Annotated in this window: 16 protein-coding genes; 5 read left to right on the forward strand and 11 right to left on the reverse strand. The window is 70.3% G+C overall.

Features of this window, described 5'->3' with window-relative positions; genetic code table 11:
- Position 1 precedes the first annotated feature (1 nt).
- Together ACO0LV_RS09895 and ACO0LV_RS09900 are read left to right on the forward strand one after the other, a co-directional pair.
- Complete coding sequence (locus ACO0LV_RS09895; RefSeq protein WP_424787725.1) at positions 2–2740, forward strand: DUF6519 domain-containing protein; 2739 nt, start codon at positions 2–4, stop codon at positions 2738–2740.
- A 114-nt stretch (positions 2741–2854) separates the two neighbouring features.
- Positions 2855–6385: an eCIS core domain-containing protein gene (locus ACO0LV_RS09900; protein WP_424787726.1), complete on the forward strand. Its 3531-nt coding sequence runs from the start codon at positions 2855–2857 to the stop codon at positions 6383–6385.
- 23 nt (positions 6386–6408) lie between these two features.
- On the opposite strand, the gene ACO0LV_RS09905 is transcribed toward ACO0LV_RS09900, so the two are convergent.
- From ACO0LV_RS09905 to ACO0LV_RS09930, 6 genes are read right to left on the reverse strand one after another with little or no spacing between them, the layout of a single operon-like run.
- A complete protein-coding gene (locus tag ACO0LV_RS09905) occupies positions 6409–8337 on the reverse strand; it encodes an ATP-binding protein (protein WP_424787727.1) in 1929 nt (642 codons plus the stop codon).
- Entirely contained in the window at positions 8334–9602 is a 1269-nt protein-coding gene (locus ACO0LV_RS09910) for a DUF4255 domain-containing protein (protein ID WP_424787728.1), read from the reverse strand. The genes ACO0LV_RS09905 and ACO0LV_RS09910 overlap by 4 nt, the downstream gene beginning before the upstream one ends.
- A complete protein-coding gene (locus ACO0LV_RS09915; protein ID WP_424787729.1) occupies positions 9599–10651 on the reverse strand; it encodes a hypothetical protein in 1053 nt (350 codons plus the stop codon). The genes ACO0LV_RS09910 and ACO0LV_RS09915 overlap by 4 nt, the downstream gene beginning before the upstream one ends.
- On the reverse strand, positions 10648–11406 hold the full coding sequence (locus tag ACO0LV_RS09920) for a hypothetical protein (protein WP_424787730.1): 759 nt from the start codon (positions 11404–11406) through the stop codon (positions 10648–10650). Before ACO0LV_RS09920 ends, ACO0LV_RS09915 begins: the two co-directional genes overlap by 4 nt.
- A 29-nt stretch (positions 11407–11435) precedes the next feature.
- On the reverse strand, positions 11436–11957 hold the full coding sequence (locus tag ACO0LV_RS09925) for a phage tail protein (protein ID WP_424787731.1): 522 nt from the start codon (positions 11955–11957) through the stop codon (positions 11436–11438).
- A 13-nt stretch (positions 11958–11970) separates the two neighbouring features.
- Positions 11971–13569, reverse strand: coding sequence for a phage tail sheath C-terminal domain-containing protein (locus ACO0LV_RS09930; RefSeq protein WP_424787732.1), 1599 nt, complete (start codon positions 13567–13569; stop codon positions 11971–11973).
- A gap of 174 nt (positions 13570–13743) precedes the next feature.
- Between ACO0LV_RS09930 and ACO0LV_RS09935 the strand changes: the two genes are divergently transcribed.
- From ACO0LV_RS09935 to ACO0LV_RS09945, 3 genes are all read left to right on the forward strand, one after another.
- Entirely contained in the window at positions 13744–14145 is a 402-nt protein-coding gene (locus ACO0LV_RS09935) for a hypothetical protein (protein ID WP_424787733.1), read from the forward strand.
- Positions 14146–14272: 127 nt separating this feature from the next.
- A complete protein-coding gene (locus ACO0LV_RS09940; protein WP_424787734.1) occupies positions 14273–15067 on the forward strand; it encodes an AfsR/SARP family transcriptional regulator in 795 nt (264 codons plus the stop codon).
- A 175-nt stretch (positions 15068–15242) separates the two neighbouring features.
- On the forward strand, positions 15243–15377 hold the full coding sequence (locus ACO0LV_RS09945) for a hypothetical protein (protein ID WP_424787735.1): 135 nt from the start codon (positions 15243–15245) through the stop codon (positions 15375–15377).
- Positions 15378–15420: 43 nt separating this feature from the next.
- On the opposite strand, the gene ACO0LV_RS09950 is transcribed toward ACO0LV_RS09945, so the two are convergent.
- The 5 genes from ACO0LV_RS09950 to ACO0LV_RS09970 all read right to left on the reverse strand — a co-directional run bounded on the left by ACO0LV_RS09950 (position 15421) and on the right by ACO0LV_RS09970 (position 21387).
- Entirely contained in the window at positions 15421–15609 is a 189-nt protein-coding gene (locus ACO0LV_RS09950; protein ID WP_424787736.1) for a hypothetical protein, read from the reverse strand.
- A 22-nt stretch (positions 15610–15631) separates the two neighbouring features.
- Positions 15632–16132, reverse strand: coding sequence for a hypothetical protein (locus tag ACO0LV_RS09955; protein ID WP_424787737.1), 501 nt, complete (start codon positions 16130–16132; stop codon positions 15632–15634).
- Positions 16133–16392: 260 nt separating this feature from the next.
- Positions 16393–16548 (reverse strand): hypothetical protein, encoded by a 156-nt coding sequence (locus tag ACO0LV_RS09960; protein ID WP_424787738.1) that lies wholly within the window; start codon positions 16546–16548, stop codon positions 16393–16395.
- Positions 16549–16753: 205 nt separating this feature from the next.
- Entirely contained in the window at positions 16754–17848 is a 1095-nt protein-coding gene (locus ACO0LV_RS09965; RefSeq protein WP_424787739.1) for a substrate-binding domain-containing protein, read from the reverse strand.
- A 53-nt stretch (positions 17849–17901) separates the two neighbouring features.
- Positions 17902–21387 carry a hypothetical protein gene (locus ACO0LV_RS09970; RefSeq protein ID WP_424787740.1) on the reverse strand — a complete coding sequence of 1162 codons (3486 nt, stop codon included), beginning with the start codon at positions 21385–21387 and terminating at the stop codon, positions 17902–17904.
- Positions 21388–21472 lie beyond the last annotated feature (85 nt).

The following is a 21472-nucleotide window of genomic DNA, read 5'->3' on the forward strand; positions in this document are numbered from 1 at the left end:
CATGCACGCAGACCTCAGCCGCTGGACCTTCGACCCTGCCGCAGGGTACCGCTCGGTCCTGCTCCAGCAGGGTCGGGTGCTCCTGGACGCGGACTGGAACGAGCAGGGCGCCATCACCGCCCGGCACGACGAGGTGCGCACCCGCGACATCATCGGACGTGCCGGTGGACCGGCCGACGGGGCGGCGTTCGCCCTCACCGACGCCGCGCAGGACCCGCCCGCCGGTACGGCGTGGGAGGAACTGCACCTGTCCCGCGGACGGTTCTACCTCGATGGTGTCCTCGCGGAGGTCCCGGGCTCCGGCCTCGGCCCGGCGCTGACGGACCAGCCGTTCCTGCGCCCGGTCGGGGACCTGCCCGGCCTGGCGGAGCCGACCGACGACGGCCGCTACGCCGTCGTCCTGGACGTCTGGACCCGTGAGGTCACCGGTGATGAGGAGCCCGCGCTGTTGGAGTCCGCGCTCGGCGGGCCGGACACCACCACCCGCACCCAGGTCGTCTGGCAGGTGGTGCTGCACCCGGTCGCTGACACCGATGCGTGCGCCGGCCTCGCCGGGGCGGCCTGGCTGACCCGCACCCCACCGACGATGACCGCCACTCTGGCGGACGTGCCCCCGGAGTCGGACCCGTGCCTCATCAGCACGTCGGCGGGGTACCGGCGGCTGGAGAACCAGTTGTACCGGGTCCAGGTCTCAGCGGTGGCGGGTGACGGGACCGCGCACTACGTGTGGTCCAGGGAGAACGGCAGCGTGGTGGCCGCCCTGCGGCAGATCACCGAGCCCACCGTGCCCGGGCCGGACGTCAACCTGCACCTGGACCGCGAGGGCCGCGATGAGGAGTTGTCCTTCGGTGAGGGCGACGTGGTGGAGATCACCAGCCGGGACCGTGAGCTGCGCGCCCTGCCGGCGCTGCTCGGCACGGCCGGCGCTCCGGACGGGCTCGTGCTGCCGGTGACCTGGATCGGCAACTCGGGTTCGGACCCGGCCGCCGGCGACATGAGCCAACTCGGTGAGGCGCCGCTCGTGCGGCGCTGGGAAGGCGGCCCGGCGCCGGTGGGCCCCTCAGCGCAGGACCTCGAGGACGGGATCCAGGTGACGTTCGGGGGTGGCGACTTCCGCGTCGGGGACTACTGGCTCATCCCGGCGCGGACGGTGCGGCTGGTGTACGGGGTCTCGGCCCTGTCCGGCACGATCGAGTGGCCGACGACGACCGACGCCGGGGGAGACGAGGTCCCCGCCGCGCAGCCGCCCCTCGGTCCGGAGTTGCGGCGCACCGTCGTCGGTGTGCTGGAGCGGACCGGTGGTGACGCCGACGGGCAGTGGACGCTGGTCTCGGACTGTCGGCGCCTCACCCCGCCGCTGACCGAGTTGGTGACGATCGATCTGCTCGGCGGGGACGGGCAGGAGTCGCTGCCCGGTGAGCCGCTGCCGGAGCCGGTGCGGGTGGCCGTGCGCAACGGGGGAGTGCCGGTGGCCGGTGCGAACGTGCGGTTCACCTCCGATGGCGACCACCTGCGTGCCTCCGACCCCTCAGCGCCCGGGCCCGGGGCGCCGCCGACCAGCGGCGACCCCTCCGAGATCCCCGTGCCGACCGACTCCGACGGTCACGCCCAGGTGCGCTGGCTGCTCGATGGTGCGCCCGATGCGCACGTGCTCAGCGCCGTCCTGCTTGACGATTCCGGTGCGCCGGTCGGGGCGCAGGTGAGGGTGACCGCCCGGCGCAGCCTCGCCTCCCAGGTGGGCTGGCAGCCGGCCTGCGAGGGCATGGCCGGGGCGACGACGGTCCAGGACGCGCTCGGGCGGTTGGCGACCACCGCGGACCTGCGCCTGCTCGGTGGGGACGGGCAGCAGGTGCGCGAGCCGGGTGCCACGGTTCCGCGTGAGGTCCGGGTGGTCCTGGACAGCCCGTGCGGGCCCCTCGAGGGGCAGGCGGTCTCTGCCGAGGCGAGCGAACGCGGTCTCGTCGTCCCCGCAGAGCCGGGTGAGGCGGACCCGGGCAGCCTCAGCGGGACGGGAGCGACGTCCTCGGCCCGGGCGCGCACCGGAGCCGACGGCGTGGCCGCCTTCTGGTGGCAGCCGGACGTCCGGAAGCAGCCGAGTGATGTGCTGGACATCGTCAGCAAGGGCGCCGAGCCCGCGCCGATCCGGGTGAGCGCCCACCGGGCGGTGCAGGGCGGTGGAGGACGCCCACCGGGGATCCACATCACGCACCTGCACTTCGGGGACGGGAATGAGTTCCTGAACGACGAGGTGGTCACCCTCGAGACGCTGGCCAGCGGGATCATGGTCGAACTGGACGCGCCGGTCCTGCAGGAGAGCGTGCAGGGAAAGCCCGTGGCCCGGGTCGAGTTCGACCTGCCGTGGCCCACCGAGGGCGAAGCGCGGTTCTGGTCGGACCAGCCGGTCGGGTTCCGAGCGACCCGGCTCGACGGTGAGGTCGGGACCGAGACGGCTCCCATCGAGTGGCAACCCACCGAGATCACCAGGGGCTGGCTGCTCACGTTCGGCGAGCGAGTGGAGCGCTTGCACCGCGGCTTCCCCGAGGCGGTACCGAAGGGTCTGGTTCTCGCCCGGTTCATCATCGACGGTTGGGCGATCATCGGCCAGGACGACCCGCAGGTGCACCTCAATACCCATGCGAACGCCTCCTCCGACGGCAGCCACACCCGGTTGGACCTGCCCACCGACGATGAGGTGACCGGCGGCCAGTTCGTCCAGTGGTTCTACGTGGGGGCCCAGTAGATGCCGGAGACCCTCGCGCGAGAGCCGGTCCGGCGCCCGGAGCGGGCCGCTGCACCGCGACCCCGGCGAGCCGCAGCCAACACCGCGGGCGTGCGGCGCCGGACCGTGAGCCCGGTGGTCGGTACGCACGACGCCGCCGAGGTGCCGGTGCGGGCAGAGGTCCGGCCGCGGTTGTGGCGCGGTCCGGCCGGCCGGCATGAACGCGAGGCCAGGACGCTCGGTCCGAGACTTGCGCGGGGGCGGACTCCCCGCAGCGCCGATCGTGCTCCCACGCTGGTGGCCCGGCAGGCCCCGCGACCCGACCCCGGCCTCGGGCCCGGGCAGAGACTGCCACCAGCCGAGCGCACGCGGTTCGAACCGGCGCTCGGGGTGGACCTGTCCGGAGTCCGGGTGCACGACGGGCCGGCCGCTAGGAAGGCCGCCGCAGCCCGGAAGGCGCACGCGTTCACGTTCGGCAACCACGTCGTGCTCGGGCGAGCGGCACAGCAGGGCGGTCCGGTGGCCCGGGCGGTGGTGCTTGCGCACGAACTCGTGCACGTGCGCCAGCAGGCGATGCCGGCGCTGACCGGTGCCGGGTCGGCGCGCGGACCTCCCGCCGTCCTGGCCGGACACATCTCCTGCGCCCCGCTCGGGGTGCAGTGCTGGGCTGCCGGGGACCTGGTCCCCGGGTTCGTCTCCGATGCCGCGGGTGCTGTCGCCGGCGCCGGCGGGGCCGCGCTCCGCGCGGTCGGAGAGGTGGGAGAGGGCGCCTTCGACTGGGTGCTCGACGGCGTGCGCTCGCGAGCCCGGGACCTGCCCGGGTACTCGATGGTCGCGCAGGTGATCGGCCGCGACCCGATCACGGGTGAGGCCGTCACGGTGGAGCGCAACGCCCTCGTCGAGACGCTGCTGACCTATGGTCCGTTCGGGCCCGCCGTTGCCGCCGTGCTCGAGGCCGCCGAGGTGATCGGGCACGTCTTCGATGCCCTCACCGCCGGGCTGGAGGCCAACCGGCTGACCCGCCGGCGCGTCGTCGCCGACATCGCCGCCGCCTTCGATGAGTTCACCCTGAGTGCCGGGATCGCGGCCAATCTGGCCATCGTCCGGCGCTACCTGGACGCCTTCTGCACCGACCTGCGCAACGTCGTCCGGCAGATGGCCGGCCGGGTCATCGCCATCGTCCGAGCCGTCGTCGTCGACCTCGCCGAGCCGTTCCTGGCCATCGAGGCGATCAAACCCGTCTGGGACCTGACGAAGCAGGTGCTGCACCGCGATCCGCTGCGCGGAGTCGAGGTCGAGGCGCCGACCGTGGAGATCCTCGCGAACTTCCTGCGACTCATCGGCCAGGGCGCGGTCGTGGAGCAGATGCGCGAGCGGGGGACGCTGCAGGCCACGGCGGACTGGCTGGACACCCAGGTGGGGACCTTCCGCGGTCTGCTGGGCCAACTCGGTGCGTTGTTCGCCGCCGCGTGGGCGGCGATCCAGCCCGCTAACCTGCCGAACCTGCTCAGCACGCTGCCCACCCTCGCCGCCCAGGCGTTCGGGCTGGTGCAGGGGGTGGCGTCATTCGCGTTCACGGTCATCGCGAAGGTGCTCGAACTGGTGAAGAGCTCGTTGCTCGGCTGGCTCAGCGAGCACGCGCACCAGGTCCCCGGCTTCCACCTCATCACCGTGATCATCGAGCAGAATCCGTTCACCGGCGACGTCGTGCCCAGGACGGCGGAGAACCTCATCAAGGGGTTCATCACGTTGCTTCCCGGTGGTGCGGCGACCTACCAGAGCCTGGCGGAGTCCGGCGTCATCGCCGACGCCGCGACGCGCATCGAGAACGAGATGAGCGCCCTCGGGATCACGCCGTCGCTGATCATCTCCACCTTCCTCGGCGTCTGGGACAACGTCACCCTGCAGAGCCTGTTGACGCCGCAGGAGACCTTCAGGCGGATCGTCGACCTGTTCGGTGACCCGATCTCCCGGATATTCCGGTTCATCCGGGTGGTCATCGAGGTGGTGATCACGCTCGTACTGCGGCTGATGAACTTCCCGAGCGATCTCCTCAGCAGCATCATCAGCCACACCGTCGCTGCTATCGAGGACATCAAACGGGACCCGGTCGCCTTCCTGATCAACCTCCTGGAGGCGCTGAAGGCCGGATTCCTCGGCTTCTTCGACCGCATCGGGAACTACCTGCTGGAGGGACTCACGGCGTGGCTGTTCCGCGGTCTCGGGCAGATCGGGGTCACCGTCCCCACCCAGTGGACGCTCGCCTCCGCACTGGACCTGGTGCTGCAGGTCCTGGGTTTGAGCAGCGAGTTCCTCTGGCGCAAACTCGGCGAACACATCGGCGAGGAGCGGGTAGCGCAGGTCCGCGAGGCGATCGGGATGCTCACCGGGGCGTGGACCTTCATCCGAGGCGTGCAGGAGCGGGGCCTGGCGGCGATCTGGGACTACGTGGTGAGCCGGCTGAGCGGGCTGTGGGACACGGTGCTGTCCCAGGCGCGCGAGTGGATCATGACTCGCGTGGTCACCGCGGTCACCGCACGGCTGATCTCGATGCTGGACCCGACCGGGGTGATGGCCGTGGTCAACTCGGTGGTCGCGTTCTTCGACGCGGTGCAGTCGGCGATCGAGTACTTCCGAGAGATCCTTGAGATCGTCAACATGTACGTGATGACGCTCGCTGCCGTCGCGGCGGGGAACATCACCCCGGGCGCACAGAGGATCGAGCGGGCCCTGGCGGCCGCGATCCCCGTGGCGATCGGCTTCCTGGCCAACCAGGTCGGCCTGGGGAACATCCCGGAGAGGATCGTCGAGATCATCCAGAGCCTGCGCCAGATGGTGGAGCAGGCGGTCGACTGGCTGATCACCCAGGCGCTGCGACTGGGTAGGGCGGCGCTCGACGCCCTCGGAGCGGGGCGGGGAGAGGACGCAGACGATGAGGGCAGCGCCGAGGAGAAACAAGCACGGCTGGATGCCGGTATGGCCGAAGCCGTGGACGCCGCGAACCGGGTCGGTTCAGAACCGGTCGCGGCGGGCGTCCTGCAGCCGACACTCGATCAGATCCGCCGGCGCCACCGGCTACGAACCCTTGAACTCACGGCGGCGGGGGAACGGTGGGCGGTCCGGGGCAGCATCAACCCGGACGCTCAGGAGACGACCGACGCACTCAAGCCAGGTGCGGGTCCGGTGGGAAACGTGGCTCCCCACAAGGATCAGCCATCCCCGCGTCCGGGTCTGTGGTCCGAGCACGTCATTCCCCGGTCGATGATCAGCTCGGTGCTCTCGGTCGCGGGCCTTCCGGCAGTGACGAACACCGAGTACAACGAGATGCACACCGTGCTGATCTACCGCGAGGCCAGGGCGAACAAGGACTTCGGTCCGAACCGCGATCTGTCGCTGGTCGCACGGATCAGAGGTCGCGTCGGAAGGACGCCGGAGGCGGATGTGGTCAGGTTCGGGGACAGTTCGGCCATCGCCCTCCGCGCGTTCCGTACCCTCGCCCACGGTGCCGTGAACCGCACCGTCCAGGCCGTACGAGCAGATCATGCCTCCGACGTGGGAGCGGCCCGCGGGGATCCTCAGATGCTGCCCTCGGAGTCCGTGATACGGCAGACCGCGGCCACCCAGCAGGACGAGATCGAGCAGATCTTCTCGGGCCGTGGACTCTAGGGGCCCAAGGACGGCGCGGCCACTCACCGCCCGGCGACGGACCGCCCGAGTTTCGCCAGTTCCCAGCGGGTGGCGGTGCTGAGGTCCTCGGCGGTGACCTCACCGCGGCTCGCGCCGAGGTAGGCGGCGGTGAGCGCAGCGGCGGCGATGCCGCCGCCGGGCAGATCGATCGTGGCCAGCCGGGCCGGGTCGACCCCGGTCAGCGGCGTGCCCGCAGGGAAGGCGAGGCGCCACATCCGCTCCCGCGCTACCGGATCGGGGTAGGGGAAGTTCACCACGAACCGCAGCCGGCGCAGGAACGCCTGATCCAGCACCGACTTCGCGTTGGTGGTCAGGATCGCCAGGCCCGGGAACGATTCGATCCGCTGCAGCAGATAGCCGACCTCGAGGTTGGCGTAGCGGTCGTGGGAGTCGCGGATCTCGGTGCGCTTGCCGAACAGGGTGTCCGCCTCGTCGAACAGGAGCACCGCGCCGCTGTCCTCGGCGGCCTCGAACACTCGCCGCAGGTTCTTCTCCGTCTCCCCGATGTACTTGCTCACCACCTGGCTGAGGTCGACCACCACCAGGTCCCGCCGCAACGACGTCGCGATGACCTCGGCCGCGAGCGTCTTGCCCGTCCCGCTCGCCCCGGCGAACAGTGCCGCGGTGCCCAGGCCGCGGGCCGATCGCCCGGCGAAGCCCCAGGTGTCCAGCACGATCTCCTGGTGCCGTACTGCCGCGACGAGCGCGCGCAACTGCTCCACCTGCGCCTCCGGCAGCACGAGAAGTTCCCAGCTCGCCCGCGGCTCGATGACCGCGGCGAGGCCGGTGAACCGGCTACTCGCCCGTTCCCGGCACGCCTCCCACAATGGCTGGCCGCGGCGCGTTGCGAGGGCGGCTGCGTGCAGGTCGGGCACGGCGAGGTCGAACGCGCCGGCGGCAGAACTGGCGTCGACCCCGTTCTCGACGCTGCGACCACGGTCGTGGTGCTCGCCGCGTACGGCCAACGCGGCCGCGAGCACCTCACGTCGCTCGGCCACGGGGACCCGCGGCACCCGCACCACGTCGGAACCGGGCTCGCCCCGGACGGACCCGCCCTCGTCCAGCACCACGACCGTCGGGGCCTCGACGTCCCGCACGGTCCGTAGCGCGGCCGCGGGCTCCGCCGTGCCGGTCGCGTCGATGGCCCAAGCGCTCCTGGAGAGCACGGACTCACGCTCCATCAGCCGCCGCAGCCGGGCACGCTCTTCGGCGTTGCTCGGCAGGTCCCCGGCATCGAGGACGAAGAGGTCATGGCCGATCCGGTGGGCGGCCGCCGAGGCGACCGGGAGCAGGTTTGCGTGTTGCGGTCCCGCGATGGTGGCTAGGGCGCCGCGGTCCCACGCACTCACCAGGGCAGCGGCCGACGTGGCCAGGGTCGGTGGCAGTTCTGTCTGGTTCGGCAGCGACCACGCCAGGGCGGCGAGGTCCGGATCGAGATACCCGGCGCCGAGCAGATGATGCAGCACCCGCTCGTCGGCCACGATCGGGCTGTGCGTGGGTGACGTCGGGTCGATCAGGTGGATGAGCCGCCAGTACCGCAGCGGCGCCCTGGGCGTCAGCGCACCCCAGTGGGCGCCGGGAAGGACGGACAGGGCGAGACCGAAGGTCACACGATCCACGCCGGACAACGCGAGATCGGCTGCGGTTCCCGCGACGATCTCCGGACCGGCGGCGAGCAGCAGGAGCGACCGTTCGAACTCGGTGAGGCCGAATCCCTGCGCGATCTCGTCCAACCTCGAGTCCCGGTGGAGCCGGGACCGTGCCTCGGCTAGCGCCGTGTGCGCGGACGCATCCGGCGCACTCCTCGGTGCCCGGTTCTGTCCTGAAGGCGCCGTGCCGGCTCCGCGAGCCGAGGCAGCACCGCGCAGCCGGGCCCGCACGAGGCTGAGCTCGGCCACGATCGCGTCCCGGTTCGCCTCCTCCCACGTCATGGCGGCGGCAACGTCAGGGCCGGCTGGTCATAGGTCTGATCGGTGGCGGTGGGGATGCTGTCGGTGCCGTCGACCTGCAGCTGTACAAGCCACGTGCCGTCCGGAAGGTCCCCGTGGCTGAAGGTCAGTTCGGCGACAGCGTCCTGGTCGGGACCAACCGGGGGGAACTCCATGGTGAGGCTCTGCTGGTCATCGCCGGCCCCGCCGGACAGGCGGCGCAGCAGCACACTCGGGCGCTGCCGGGGCCGCAGTGACGGGCGCACACCGAGGGTGACCTCGGTCGCCGAGACCGCGGTGATCGTGACCTGCGGACGGATGACGACGTGTACCGCGTTCGATGCCGACGTGGTCCGTACCGGTGCAGGATCTGCGCTGCCTGCGGGGGACCGGTGCAGGATCTGCAAGCCGTGTACTCCGGCCGGGACGGCGTCGGTGAGGCTGATGCGGAGTTCGGCTGCGGTGGCGCGTGCGTCCTCGACGGGCAGGGTTGCGGGTCCGATCCGTACGTGGGTCTGCCCGCCCGGTGGCGCGAGGAGCCGGCTGCCACGCAGGACGAGGACGCCATGCTCGCCGTTCGCCGGATCCGGCACCTCGGGAGTGACCGCGTGCAGGTGGATGGGACCGGAGGTCGACAGCGCGATCGCGGGGGAGCGCACGGGCAGGTTACGACTCGGCGACGCCTCGGCGGCCACCAGCACGACCGTCGCTAGGTACGTCAGCGACAGTTGGTAGGCCACATCCAGGACGCCCCACAGCTTCGACATCTCCTCCAGCGACAGCGTGACCGGTGCCAGTTTCACGAGTTCGAGTTCGGCGGCGAGGTCGGAGTCGGCCAGGAACGGGGTCTCGGAGTGCGCGGCGTACAGCTCGAGGGCGGCGGAGACGACGTCGCGGCCCAGCACCGATGTGGCCGAGAGGGCTGCCACGGCCCGGCCCAGCAGCCGCTGGGTCTCGAGCGTGGCCTCCGAGCCGTAGCAGGTGATGAGGTAGTGCAGGTCGAGTGCGGCCAGCGGACGCTGCACGGTGGTCCCATCGGCCCGGCGCGTGGGCAGGTCGGTGAGGTTCCACGCGTGGTTGGGTGTGGCGAGGTAGCAGTAGACGTTGAGGCCGGCGTCGCCGGCGAGGTCGGTTCCGGAGAGTTCGCCCGGGTGCAGGGTCGTGACGCCGGCACCACCGACCGGGCCCGGGTGTGGGCGCTGGAGTGAGCGGTCCAGGACGTAGCGGATCGAGGACGTCACCGCGGCGATCGCCAGGGAGTTGCTCATCGGTGGTCCCGGCGGCGAGCGAGGTAGGCGGCATGGTCGACCAGCCCTCGCGCGGGGGCTGCGGCCCGGGGCTGGGGCGCAGCGGGAGCGCGGGTCACCGTGACGCGGCCGATGCTCACCTGCACGGTGGGGGCCTGGGCGCCGGCCGTACCGGTCTGGCCGTCCTGGGGAACGGTGCTGACCCGGTCGGCGCGCAGCACCGCAGCGCCCTGGGCCGGGCGATGGCGAGCGTGGCCCGGCTCGGCGACGACGGGGCGCTCGCGGGCGGTGAGGACCTGCTGGGCCACGAGCGCCCGGTAGACCTCCTCGCGCAGGATCGCGGCGACGTCGATGGCCGGAGGGGCGGGGGAGTAGCGGGTGTGCGGACGTGGTGCTGCTGCCGGGTCAGGAGGCTCCGGCAGCGGGGCAGCGTCCGTGCGCTCGCGGGCGGCCTCAGCATCGGAGCCCGCACCGGGGTCTTCAGGACGGGCACGGGCGGCGTGCGGCGGCAGCTCCTGCGGCGGCGAGTCCGTACGCTCGGGCTGCGGGACGGCAGCGGCGCCGTGGGTGGCTGGGACGGTGGGCGCAGGCCCGGTCACGGACTGGGAGGCGCGCGGCCCCGGCTTGGCGGTGGCGCCGGGCGCAGCATCGCCGGTGCCGGTCGTTCGAGTGCGCTGTTCGGGAGGGGCCGGCGACGCAGCGGACCTCCCCGAGCCCGGGCCTGTGCGGGCCGCCTGGTCGTGTGCCTGGACAGCGGCCTGGCGCGCCGTGCGCCGTACCAGCTTCTCCCCGATGGTCGGGTCCGGAGGTTCCGGTGCGGGAACGTCACGCTGCCGGGCGGCGTCTGCGGCGGGGCGGCGGTCCGGTGCGCCGAGCGGGGCGACGAGGCGGCGATCAGGTGCCTCGAGCGCGGCGGCGGTGAGGTTCGTGGGAGCAGGCTCTTCGGGTGGGCGAGCGAGTTGGCTGCCTGGTGCACTCGCGGCGGTCTCGAAGCGGTGGACGTGGCGGGGTCGCAGCGCCGGCGGTTCACCGACCGCGCGAGCGGCCAGCACGGCCAGGAAACCGGTCATGGTCGCTCACCCCGCACGAGCGCGAGGTATGCGGTCCGTCGCGCGCGGCCCAGGCGCAGGATCTCGGCCTCCGACCAGCCGAATACTGCCGCGATGTCGGCGATCTCAGCGAGCAGGGACGGTGCGTCGCGATCGATCGAGGCGGACAAGAACGTGGCGATGTCCACAGCGGCGCTCGTGGTTGCTCCGCACTCCGGGCAGTGGGCCTCCACCGTAGCCGCGGCCGCTCCGGCCAGTTCCGCCAGGGCGGCGTCGAGCGCCCCGGCATCGGCCGTCAGGGCGACCGGGTCTGCCTGCACGTCGGTCCCGGCGCTGTGGTGAGCGTCCGGATCGCTGACACAACGGGCCAGCAGGGCGGAGACGACGTCGGGCTCCTCCCGTGCCGCCAGCAGGTCCCGCGTCGTCGGCACCCGGACGCTCCACCGCCGTCCCGGGGTTGTCGTGACCTCGTTGGTGACCTGTCCCGTGACCTGGGCGCCGCCGTCGTCCGCCGTGACGGACTCGACCGGGACCTGGACGTCGAGGGTGAGTCCGCACGCCGTGCAGTCCAGCACGGCGGCGGCAGTCGGGCCGAACTGCTCGGCGTACAGGCGCGCGAGCAGGACGGTCAGCCCGGCGACCGGCAGGTCCAGGGCCGCGTCGAGGTCGGGTGTGACGCCCGCCTCGGTGGCGAACACCGCTCCACGGGCGGCGCGCGGCACCGCGCCGGCTGCCTCCCACGCCCGCAGGAGCCATGACTCGTCGACCGTGACCATCGCCAGACCCTCCGGGCGCCGAGGTTTCGTCAGGGTTCTACGAACGAGGGCTCCGACGGCTCAGCGACGTCGTAGTCGCGCTCCCACCCCTCGTTCTCGAGTTTGATCGATTGGATGGCGACGACGTTGGCGTTGGCGTCCAGTTCGGGGATCGCCTGGTACTCCGAGACCCAGCACCGGAACACCGTGTAGGCCAGGGCGAGCTGGCCGGCCTCGTTGTAGACCTCGAGGATCACGTCCTTGCGGAAGTCCCTCAGCGAGCTCTCCGCGCCGAGCCCGGATCCGTAGTTCCAGACCTTGTTCGCCCACTGCTCGAAGTCAAGATCGTGGGTGACGCCGCGCTCGAGGGTGATGGCCTCGAACTCCGAGCGTCCGGGTGACTTCCGGCTGCTGCTCGGGTCGCCGCCGTCGCGGTGGGTGACCACCTCTGTGGTCCGCTTGAGCACGCTGACCTTGCTGATGCCGGCCACGTAGCGCCCGTCCCACTTGAGCCGGAACTTGAAGTTCTTGTACGGGTCGAATCGGGTGGCGTTGACGGTGAACTGGGCCATGGCGTCGTCCTTCTCAGGTCTGCGCGGCGGCGGTCTTCTGCTGGATGCTCACGACGACGAACTCTGCCGGTTTCAGCGGGGCGAAGCCGACGACGATGTTCACGATGCCGCGGTCGATGTCGTACTGGGTGGTGGTCTCGGAGTTGCAGCGAACGAAGTAGGCGTCCCGGGGTGTGGTGCCCTGGAAGGCGCCCTGGCGGAACAGGTCCTGCAGGAACGCGCCGATCGAGGCCCGGATCTGTGACCAGAGCGGCTCGTCGTTCGGTTCGAAGACCACCCACTGCGTGTTCCGGTACAGCGTCTCCTCGAGGAAGAGGGCGAGCCTGCGAACGGGCACGTACTTGTACTCGTCGGCCAGGAGGTCGGCACCGCGGAGGGTGCGCGCACCCCAGACGACCGAGCCGACGCCGCGGAAGGTGCGTAGGCAGTTGACCCCGTGTGGGTTGAGCCGGCCGTTCTCGCCGTCGGTGAGGACGCCGGCGAGTCCGTTGGCACCGACGAGGCCGGCCTCCAGTCCAGCCGGCGCCTTCCACACCCCGCGTGCGCCGTCGGTACGGGCCATGACTCCGGCGACGGCTCCGGAGGGGACGAAGGTGCCGATCGCTCCGTTGCGCAGTGGGTCGGCGCGCCGGATGCGGGGGAAGTACAGGACGCCGTTGCGACCGTTCGCGGTGAGGTTGCGGGCGTCGATCCAATCCCGGATGTCGGCCACCGTGCTTCCGGGCGGCGGATCCACGATCAGCATGGCTCGTTCCTCCACGCACAGTTGCAGGGCCGGGCTCCACAACGCCGGCGGAGTCTCGCCGTCGGGTCTGGAGGGTGGCAAGCAGAGGATCGTGAAGAGGTCGGCGTCCACCAGGGCGTACAGGCCCAGCTTGTCTGCCACGAAGGAGTCGCCGTCGCCCCCGATGTAGTCCTGGAGCGACAGCGCGTTCGAGTCGGTGCCGTCGGTGCCCCCGCCGGACTCGCCCGCCGCGTAGAAGGCCGCGGGATCCTGATCCCGGTGACGCTCGCTCGGGACCACGTCTGCCGGCAGGGTGAGGCCGGGTTGGATCCGGATGAGTTGGGAGGACTGCAGCGCGGTGTCGAGCCGTCGCGGGCCGTCGGCGAGGGTGACATTGAGGTAGGTCTCGACGAGCCGCGGCGACGTGACGTCACCCTCGCGGACGGTCAGGTGGAAGAGGTCCTCCACCGCCACGCCCTGGTCCGCGGCGACCAGGGCGGCATCCTCGGCGGAGGCGTTCACGGCGTGCTGCACCTCCACCTCGAGGCGATTGCCCCAGGTGCCGGGGCCGAGCGCCTCAAGGGTAACCGCGCCGTCGACGTCGACGGTCGCAGGCCGGGCACCTCCGGCCAGGCGCACGATGACCGCCTGGGAGCCGCCGTTCAGGTAGTAGTCGCGCACCGCGTAGCCCAGGCCGCTGTCGCGGCTGAGCCCACCGAAGGTTCGCTCGAACTCGGCGTAGGAGGTGATGGCGATCGGTCGGTCCACCGGACCACGGCGCGCAGAACCGACGAAGGCCGCCACCGCTGTTGCCACGCCGGTGATCGTCCGGCTGCCGCTGGGGATCTCCTGGATGTACACGCCCGGGTAGGTCAGCGTGGCTGGCATAGCAACTCCTCGAAGGTCGCAGGTAGGGGTAAGGATCCGGATGCTGCGTCACCTCGTCGTCACGGCGTCATCACGGTCGAGAAGGAGCCGCCGGCGTGACGGCGCCGTGACGTTCGGAGGCGACGCTCTCGGGATGCGGCACACGCGCGTGCGCGCAGACGTGGAGGAAAGAAGATGACCAAGGTCACGGTATCCACCTGGGTGACGGTCAAGGACGGACCACGCCTCTCCCTCAGCAACGAGATCGAACCCGAGACGGTCGCGCAGTCGACCCTGCAACTCGATGAGGCGGGCGGCACTGCGCCGGAGCAGACCGCCGAACTGCTCGCCTCCGGCGGCAGGGCGGTGCTGCTCGCGCTGACGGCCCGGACTGCCGGCGGGGAGGCTGCGGAGGTGACGCTGAGGCCGGTCAACGGCTCCGACACCGGTGACCCGCTGCCGGTCAGCGGGGGATTCGCCGCCGCGAGCCCGGGCCTGCTGGACGCGCTCGTGACCGGTGGTCCTCGATCGATCGTGGTGACCAATACCGGTTCGGAGAAGGTGACGGTGCGGATCGTCGCCGCACGAGCGGACTGATCATCCCGCCCGCCCTCGCGGCGCCCGAGTGCCGTGACGGTCCGGTGACGATCGGCCAGTACTTCTTCACTGTCGCAAGGAGTAGCCTGTGGCTACCTCTCGGGAGCGCACGGGGTTGGGTTGAAAAATGACCATCGGACTGGTGAGCGCATTGGCCGCCCATTCCTGCGCCGGTGCGCCCCTTGTCCATCTCATCGGCCACCCCCGGGTCAGCCGTGACGACGCCGAGATCCGCCTGGTGGACAGCGGCATGCGCCTGCTCGCGTTCGTGTCGCTGCACCGGGGCATGATCGATCGGCATCTCGCCGCCGCGGAGTTGTGGCCCGACGCCGATGACGTCCACGCCGCCGGAAATCTGCGCACCGCCTTGTGGCGGGTCAACGCGGTCGGGGTGCACCTCGTGGACGCGACCCGGACGTCGCTGCGGCTGGCCACCGACGTGCAGGTGGATGCGCATCTGCTCGGTGCGTGGGCGGCGCGGATCATCTCCGGCACCGTCAGCCCGCACGACCTCGCCTACCCCTCGTGGGACGTCGAGCGCCTCGAGCTGCTGCCCGGGTGGTACGACGAATGGTTGCTGCTCGACCGCGAGCGGCTCCGTCAACGGCTGCTGCACGGGTTGGAGGAGATGTGCCGGAGGCTGATCGGTGCCGGCCGGTGCGCGGAGGCGGTCGACGTGGGGGTGGTGGCCGCACAGGCGGACCCACTCCGCGAGAGCGCCCAGGAGGTGCTCATCCGGGCCCATCTTGCGGTGGGCAACCGCGCCCAGGCATTGCGGGCGTTCGAGGCGCACCGCTTGCTCCTGCGTCGTGAACTCGGTGTCGAGCCGGCGCCGCGGCTCCGGGACCTCCTTGCCCTCGGCAAGGTGGGGCCACGGGTGGAACGACCCGCCGCGTTGGTTCCGTCGGCGGTGGTGCGCTGAGGGCAGGAAGCTGATCGGCGCTCGTGACCGTGGTGCGGCTGGTCATGCAACGGTGACACTGCCTTGACGGTCCCTGGTGAGACTGGGCCGCATGGGGGTTCGGTCAGCGCCTTTGCAGCACTCGGCAGGGCCGGCGGGCACCTGCGTGGTGCGTCTGTGGCGGTCTGGCAGTGCGGTGAGCATCTCGATCGAGGCGCGCGTGGATGGCGACGCCGAGTCCGGGGTCCAGGTGTTCACGGACCTGGATGACGCCGTGGCCGCGGTCGGCACATTCCTGGAGGAGCAGTGGCGCCGGATGAATCATGGTTGAGGGCGGATCTGCTCGCCGCCCCGGCGGCGCGCTGGGATTCCCGCTACACGTGATCGCGCGGAATCTGCCGGCTCCACATCGCCGAGTGCACGCGTTCGGGCCCGTGCCAGGCGTCCAACTCCGCGTACAGGTGGAAGTGTGTCGGTGAGGACGTCAGCACGGTGCGGGTGGTGGTGCGCGCTTCCCAGTCGCCACGGGAGAAGCCCATCTGCCACAGGGTCTGGCCGCGCACGGAGTTGAAGTCACACCCTCGGTCACGACGACGTCGACCTTCGTTCCCGGCACGCGCTGCTCGAACTGCGCGATCTGCTCCGCGGTGGGCACCGGCGCACGACGCCGTCGGCGAAGTGGCGCAGGAACCACTTGGCGGCCACCGGGTAGGGGCCCTTGTCATCCGGGATGTGCGGACGCCGGCCCAGTCCCAGGGCCACCATCGCGCGCCGGCCCAGTCCCAGGGCCACCATCGCGGCGTGGTTCGGGACGCCGTCGACCATCTCGAACAAGGTGGCGTGCGCCTGGGAGTGCCGGGCGTTGACCTCCAGCAGCCGAAGCCGGCTGGTGCCGGGGTCCCAGAAGAACTCGATGTTGAACGTGGAGTTGTCCAGACCGGAGGCCTGGATCACCTTGCGGGAGGCGCCGGCAACCTGCTCCACGACGCGGTCGGGCTCGCTGGAGGGGTAGGTGTAGCGCTGGAAACTGGCGCTGCCGGGGTAGGAGGTGGAATCGACCAGGCCGTAGATGTTCCGGGTAGTCAACTCCCCGGGGCAGGTGCGGTGGCTCGGCCTCCAGGTCCAGAAGCCCGAAGGCCGGCAGGGCGTCGATCACCCGGGCCTGGATCAAGCGGTTCCAGCACTTGTGCTCCAAGCGCACGACGGCGTCCAGGCTGGCGGTGGGCAGGCCGCGGCGCTGGCACAGGATCGGCACCATCATCCTGGCCCGGAAGTCCCAGTAGGTCACGATCGCATCGACGGAGCCGGGGAAGGCCTCCAGTTGTGCCTCCGCACGGTCCAGCAGATCAGGGATGCTCACCTTTCACTACTTCCTGCAACTCCTCCGGGGTGAGCAGGTAGTGAAAGGTGAGGTCCTCCGATCCGGGCACGGCGTGCAGGACCTCGAGGTTTGCCTCGTCCAGGCCGAGGACGAAGACGTTCTGGTTCTTCGACTGCGTCATGATTCCGGTCGTCAGAGCTCAATTGGGGGAACGCATCCCGGGGGAGTGGGGGCGGGTTGATGCTCCGCGTGAAGTGCAAGAACGAAACCTGGCTGCGGATCATTCGCCAGACAAGGCCAGGCCTGACGTGCTCAGCGGCCTCGTAGATGACGTCGTGCAAGGACAGGCGCAGCGTCGCGGTCATCACGGCACCTTCCCCGAGGTCCTAGTCGACGGTCCGTGGAGGTGGCTGAGCGAGGGGCTGGGTGGACATTCGCTCCCTGAGGGTGGGTAGCAGCGCGGTGCGCTGCGGACCTGCAGGGGTTGGCGTGTTCAGGTGCGCGAGGCAGGAGGTCAGCGCGGTGTGCCCGACGGCGAACTTGGGCGGTGAGACTGCGGTGACCGGAACGGGCGCCAGCGCGGAGACTTCATCGTCGAAGGCGATGATCTCCAGGTCCTGGGGGATCTGGATGCCGCGGTCCTGCGCTACTTCAAGCAGGGCTATGACGGCTTCGTCCGGCAACATCAAGAGCGCACCGATGTTCAGGTCCACCGCGGCGTCAAGGACCTCGCCCGCTCGCAGCAGGGCTTTGGCTGGGTCGGCGCTAGCCAGCAGGATCTGTACCTCAGCGAGATGCCCGCGCGGCCGCAGGGCCCGCACCGCGCGGCGCACCCCGGCGCGGACCGCCTCGGCGGTGGGGCTGGCCCGCCAGGCCAGCAGGAACCGGTCATGGTGACGCTCTGCCAGTTCCCGGACGGCGAGCTCAGCGCCGTGACGCTGGTCGCTACGGACCGAACTCAGGGGCATGCCCGGATCGGCACGGTCCAGCGATCGCTCCACGATGATCACCGGGACAGGAAGGGAACTGAGGAGTCGGTACGTGGATGGATCCGCCGCCACGGTGTCCGCCGGCGTGACCAGCAACGCATCGACTCCGGTGGCCGCCAGGCGCCTGATCTGCTGCTGCTCCACCTCGCGGGAGTACCCGGAGATAGCCAGGATCAGACGCACCCCCGACTCGCCGGCGGCGACGTGAGCTCCTCGGATGATTTCGGGGAAATAGTAGTTCCGGGACGGGACCACCAAACCCACGGTCGCCAGTGGTGGTGTGCCCTGGCGGCTCGTCCGGCCCTGACGTGGGCGGAGGGGGACTGCGCCGCCATGCACCCGTTGGAGGTGTGCGTCAGCCTCCAGCAGTTCCAAGTCGCGGCGGATGGTCATGGCCGCGACACCGAACTTCTGGGCTAACTCTCCGACGCGGACCGCACGGTGTAGCCGGAGTTCCCGCAGGATATGGTTGCGACGCTCCGCCGGGATCATCAGATCATCTTCAATGATCCGTGCCGCGCCGCACAAGGCGCCGCTTGGCGTGCTCAGGAATCGACCCGCACCGTGATCGTCCGGCCGGTGGTGGAGCCGAACTCGTTGATCAGTTCGCCTCGATAGGAGTAAGTACCCGGATCGCGATCGGTGACCGCGATCTGAACCTGCTGCGCCTGTGGTGTGTTGGCCTCCAGTGCTCCCCGGGCGATCTCCGCATCGTCCTCGTAGAGGACATACTCCGTGGCGTTCGTGCCCCACCACATGTTCAGATCAACCGTGAAGGCGGGCGAGCGGCTCCAGTTGTCGTGGCTCAGTTGCGGAACGCCTGGCTCGGCGTCCCGCACGGTTACGGTCACGGGTCGGGTAGCGGTGGTGCCGGCGGAGTTCTCGAGTTCACCGGTGTAGACGTAGTCGCCGTTCGGGCGGCCCTGGATCCTTACCTCTGCGTTCTGAGCGTTCGGGCTGTCCATCTCCAGGGATTCGGTAGCGATCAGTTCATCGTTCTCGTACAACCGGAAGGTGCCCGCATTCTCGCCCCACCACATGTTCATGGACACATCGAAGTAGCCGTCCCGCAGGCCATGGGCCCGTCCCTGGGTGGTCCCCAGGACGCCCACGCCCGGGGCACTGGTGGCGCCGTCGTCGCTGTCCTCGGTGGGCAGGGCCGTACCGGTGTCGAGGGTGTCGAAGTCGATCACTCTGCCGTCCAGGACCACCGTGCCGTCGTCGGCCTCGGTCAGGCTCAACTGTCCGGAGGCGGATGTGGCCAGCACGATCCGGAAGTCGGCCGACTCGCCTTCGGTGGAGATCCGTAGGGTCCCATCATCGATCACGAGTTCGGGAGCGTCCGGACCCAGGACAAATCCGCTCAGCGCCGCTCCCTCGTCGTCGTTGAAGGTGAAATCGGGTGATCCGCTGCCGGGATCGGTTGCGGTCTCGATTCGCACGCCCTGCTCGGGGCGCAACTGCCAATCCCACGTCCGTGACTGATCGTCGGCGAACCGGTCCCGTATGACCACGATCGCATCGGCGTCGTGCCCGGGCGCGAGATCCACGACCTGCTGCCGCTCGGCCAGGTTGACGCCGAAGTTTCCGGATCCGTCCAGGTGCAGATATCCGCCACCCTGATCGGCGTAACTGACCGACTCCAGGGTGACGCCGTCACCGGTGAGTGTCTCGTACTGATTACGGTACGGTTCCAACTCCCCGTCCACCAGTGGCTTGCTCCACAGGTTCGGTTCCGTGGCCGCGCGGGCTCCGAGTGTCGCCCAGGTGGTCCCGTGCCCCATCCAGGACAGGGAGAACGTCTCCGCGGCCGACCAGCCGCGGTGCTGAGTGTTCCGGTTGGAGGTGGCGATGATCGCATCAGAGGTGTCGGCGTACCCGGAGCGGAAGGCGTAGAACCCCGGCTCATCGTCCAGGATCGCTGTGAACGCCTCCGGCGCGCTGATCTGCGCCGGGTCGCTGCTGACCTCGGTGGGGTAGTACAGCATCGTCCACATCGAGTGCAGGTGGTCGAACTGCGGCCGGGGATGCTCGGTTCCCTGGACGTGGTCATAGGTGTGGCGCAGCCCGGGGAGCGCGCCCTCCGGTGTGAGCGGGAACAACAGGGGGAAGAGCCCCGACACCTGCCCGTTCGGACCGGAGACACCGAACTGGGCGACATCGCCGTCCGGGCGGGAGGAGGCAACGTGGAGCGCCAGGTTCCACCATTGCGGCCGCTCTACGTGCGGGTCGAGCACCTGGAGACCGGCGCTCTGGGCGAAGTAGATCGAGGGAAGCATGTACAGGCCGGTGTAGTGCAGGTAGTCCCAGCCTTCCTGGGTGTACCCGTGGTCGGTGTACCCCTGGTCCAAGTGCTGTGCGACCTGGTCGGTGACATAGGCGATCCGGTCGTCATACATCCCGAAGTCGCCATCTCCGCGCGCGGCGAGGAGAACCTGCAGTTCCGGCGCGCGGGTCACCCCGACCCAGTTACTGGTCTTCTCGGTATCGAACAGGGCGTCGTGGTGATAGGTGGAGAGTAGGTCGACCGCCCGGGTCATGAGGATCCGTACCTGGGCGCGCTGGTCGGTGTCCCATCCGTTGTAGGCCCAGTCGTAGACCGGTGCTAACAACAAGTTCGCCCGGCCCAGTTCCAGACCCATGTTGACATCGCGGGCGACGACGAAGTCGGCCGCGCTCATCACCGCGTCGAAGGCGACCTGCGCCCACTGCTCGTCGCCGGTGACCAGATAAGCGAACGCGGCGTCCCGGCCGCGGTAGAGGCCTGCGCTGCCGTCGGGGCGGTTGTAGGGGCCGTCATCGCCAGCGTCCAGGCGGGTCATGAGGTTGTTCCATGCACCGGTGACGGTGGGTTGCTCGGCGTCCAGGTGCGCGCGGACTCGGTCGATCGCGTCCTCGCTGATCGACCTTGGGTGCTCGGCAGCACCAACCGTGGCGGTAGCGATCTCACTGTCGCCGGCGAGCAGTCGTACCCGCTCGCCGGGTGCGGCGTCGACCACGACGGCCCCCTGCTGGCCAGACACCGACTCACGTCCGTTCTCGGTGGCCAAGGCGAGGCCCTCCGCTGAGGCATCATCGGGCAGGGACCAGGCCACCCTGGCACCGTCCTCGGTCTCCAGTGCGGTCAGGGTGGAGATGACCTGCTCGCGCTCGAACGTCTCCGGCGTCGTGGTGGTGGCCGGGGGAGTGGTGGTGATCACGGAACCATCGGCGGCGTGGGCGACGACGACGTAGGTGTAGGTGGTGCCGGGTTCGGCCCCAGTGTCCGCGGTCGTCAGGGCGTGGGCTTCGCGCACGAAGGTTTCCTCGGACGGCTCCGGCGCCTCGCTCCCCTCGGTGCGGTAGACACGATACGCGTGAGCATCGTCGTCGTCCTCGGTCAGTTCCCAGAACAGATGAACCGGGCCGGCTGACGTGGCCGAGGCGGTCAAGGTCGCCTGGTCGACGGTTTCGGCGATCCGTACGTCGGCGAACCAGATTGTTCCGCTGGCGCGGTCCAGCATCGGTTCCACGGCCAGTTGCACCGCTTCCGCGGGCAGTTCGATGCGGGACTCGTAGGTGCGCCAGTCGAAGGTGCCTGTCAGGTAGGGGCCGGGCCGTGCGGGCACGACGGCGACGCCGTCTTCATCGAAGGCCTGCACACGCAGCATGCTGAAGCCCCCGGAGAGTTCCTCACCCTTGACCTGGGCGGTCACGGTCAGTTCACGTGGTGTCTGGGGGGTGACCGTGATCCGCTGCGTCAGGGCCAGGCGGGCGTCGGGCCCGGACTCGGAGGTGATCGAGACAGCAGGCCCGTCCTCGGGGCCGGCATCCGGCACGGCCTCGACGGTGGCTGCGCCCGCAGGGTTCCAGGTGCCCCACCCGTCGGGGTGGCCATCGCCGTTGGTATCGGCGAACGTGGGGTTGGTCAGTTCGGGGACGGCGGCCACGGCCGGGGTGGATGCCCCCAGTCCGATGACCACCGCCACGGCGGCGGCCAATGCCGCGTAGCGGAACCGGGAGTGGGTGGTGGTGTCGCGATCGGGTCGCATCAGCGTCCTTACTGGTCCATGCGGTACATCGGCCTGCAGCGCGGTGTCGTGGGTCACACAGTAGGCAGGGCCGGATGAAGAAGCA

This window comes from Pseudactinotalea sp. Z1739, from assembly GCF_049725055.1.
Classification (GTDB): domain Bacteria; phylum Actinomycetota; class Actinomycetes; order Actinomycetales; family Beutenbergiaceae; genus CALKWS01.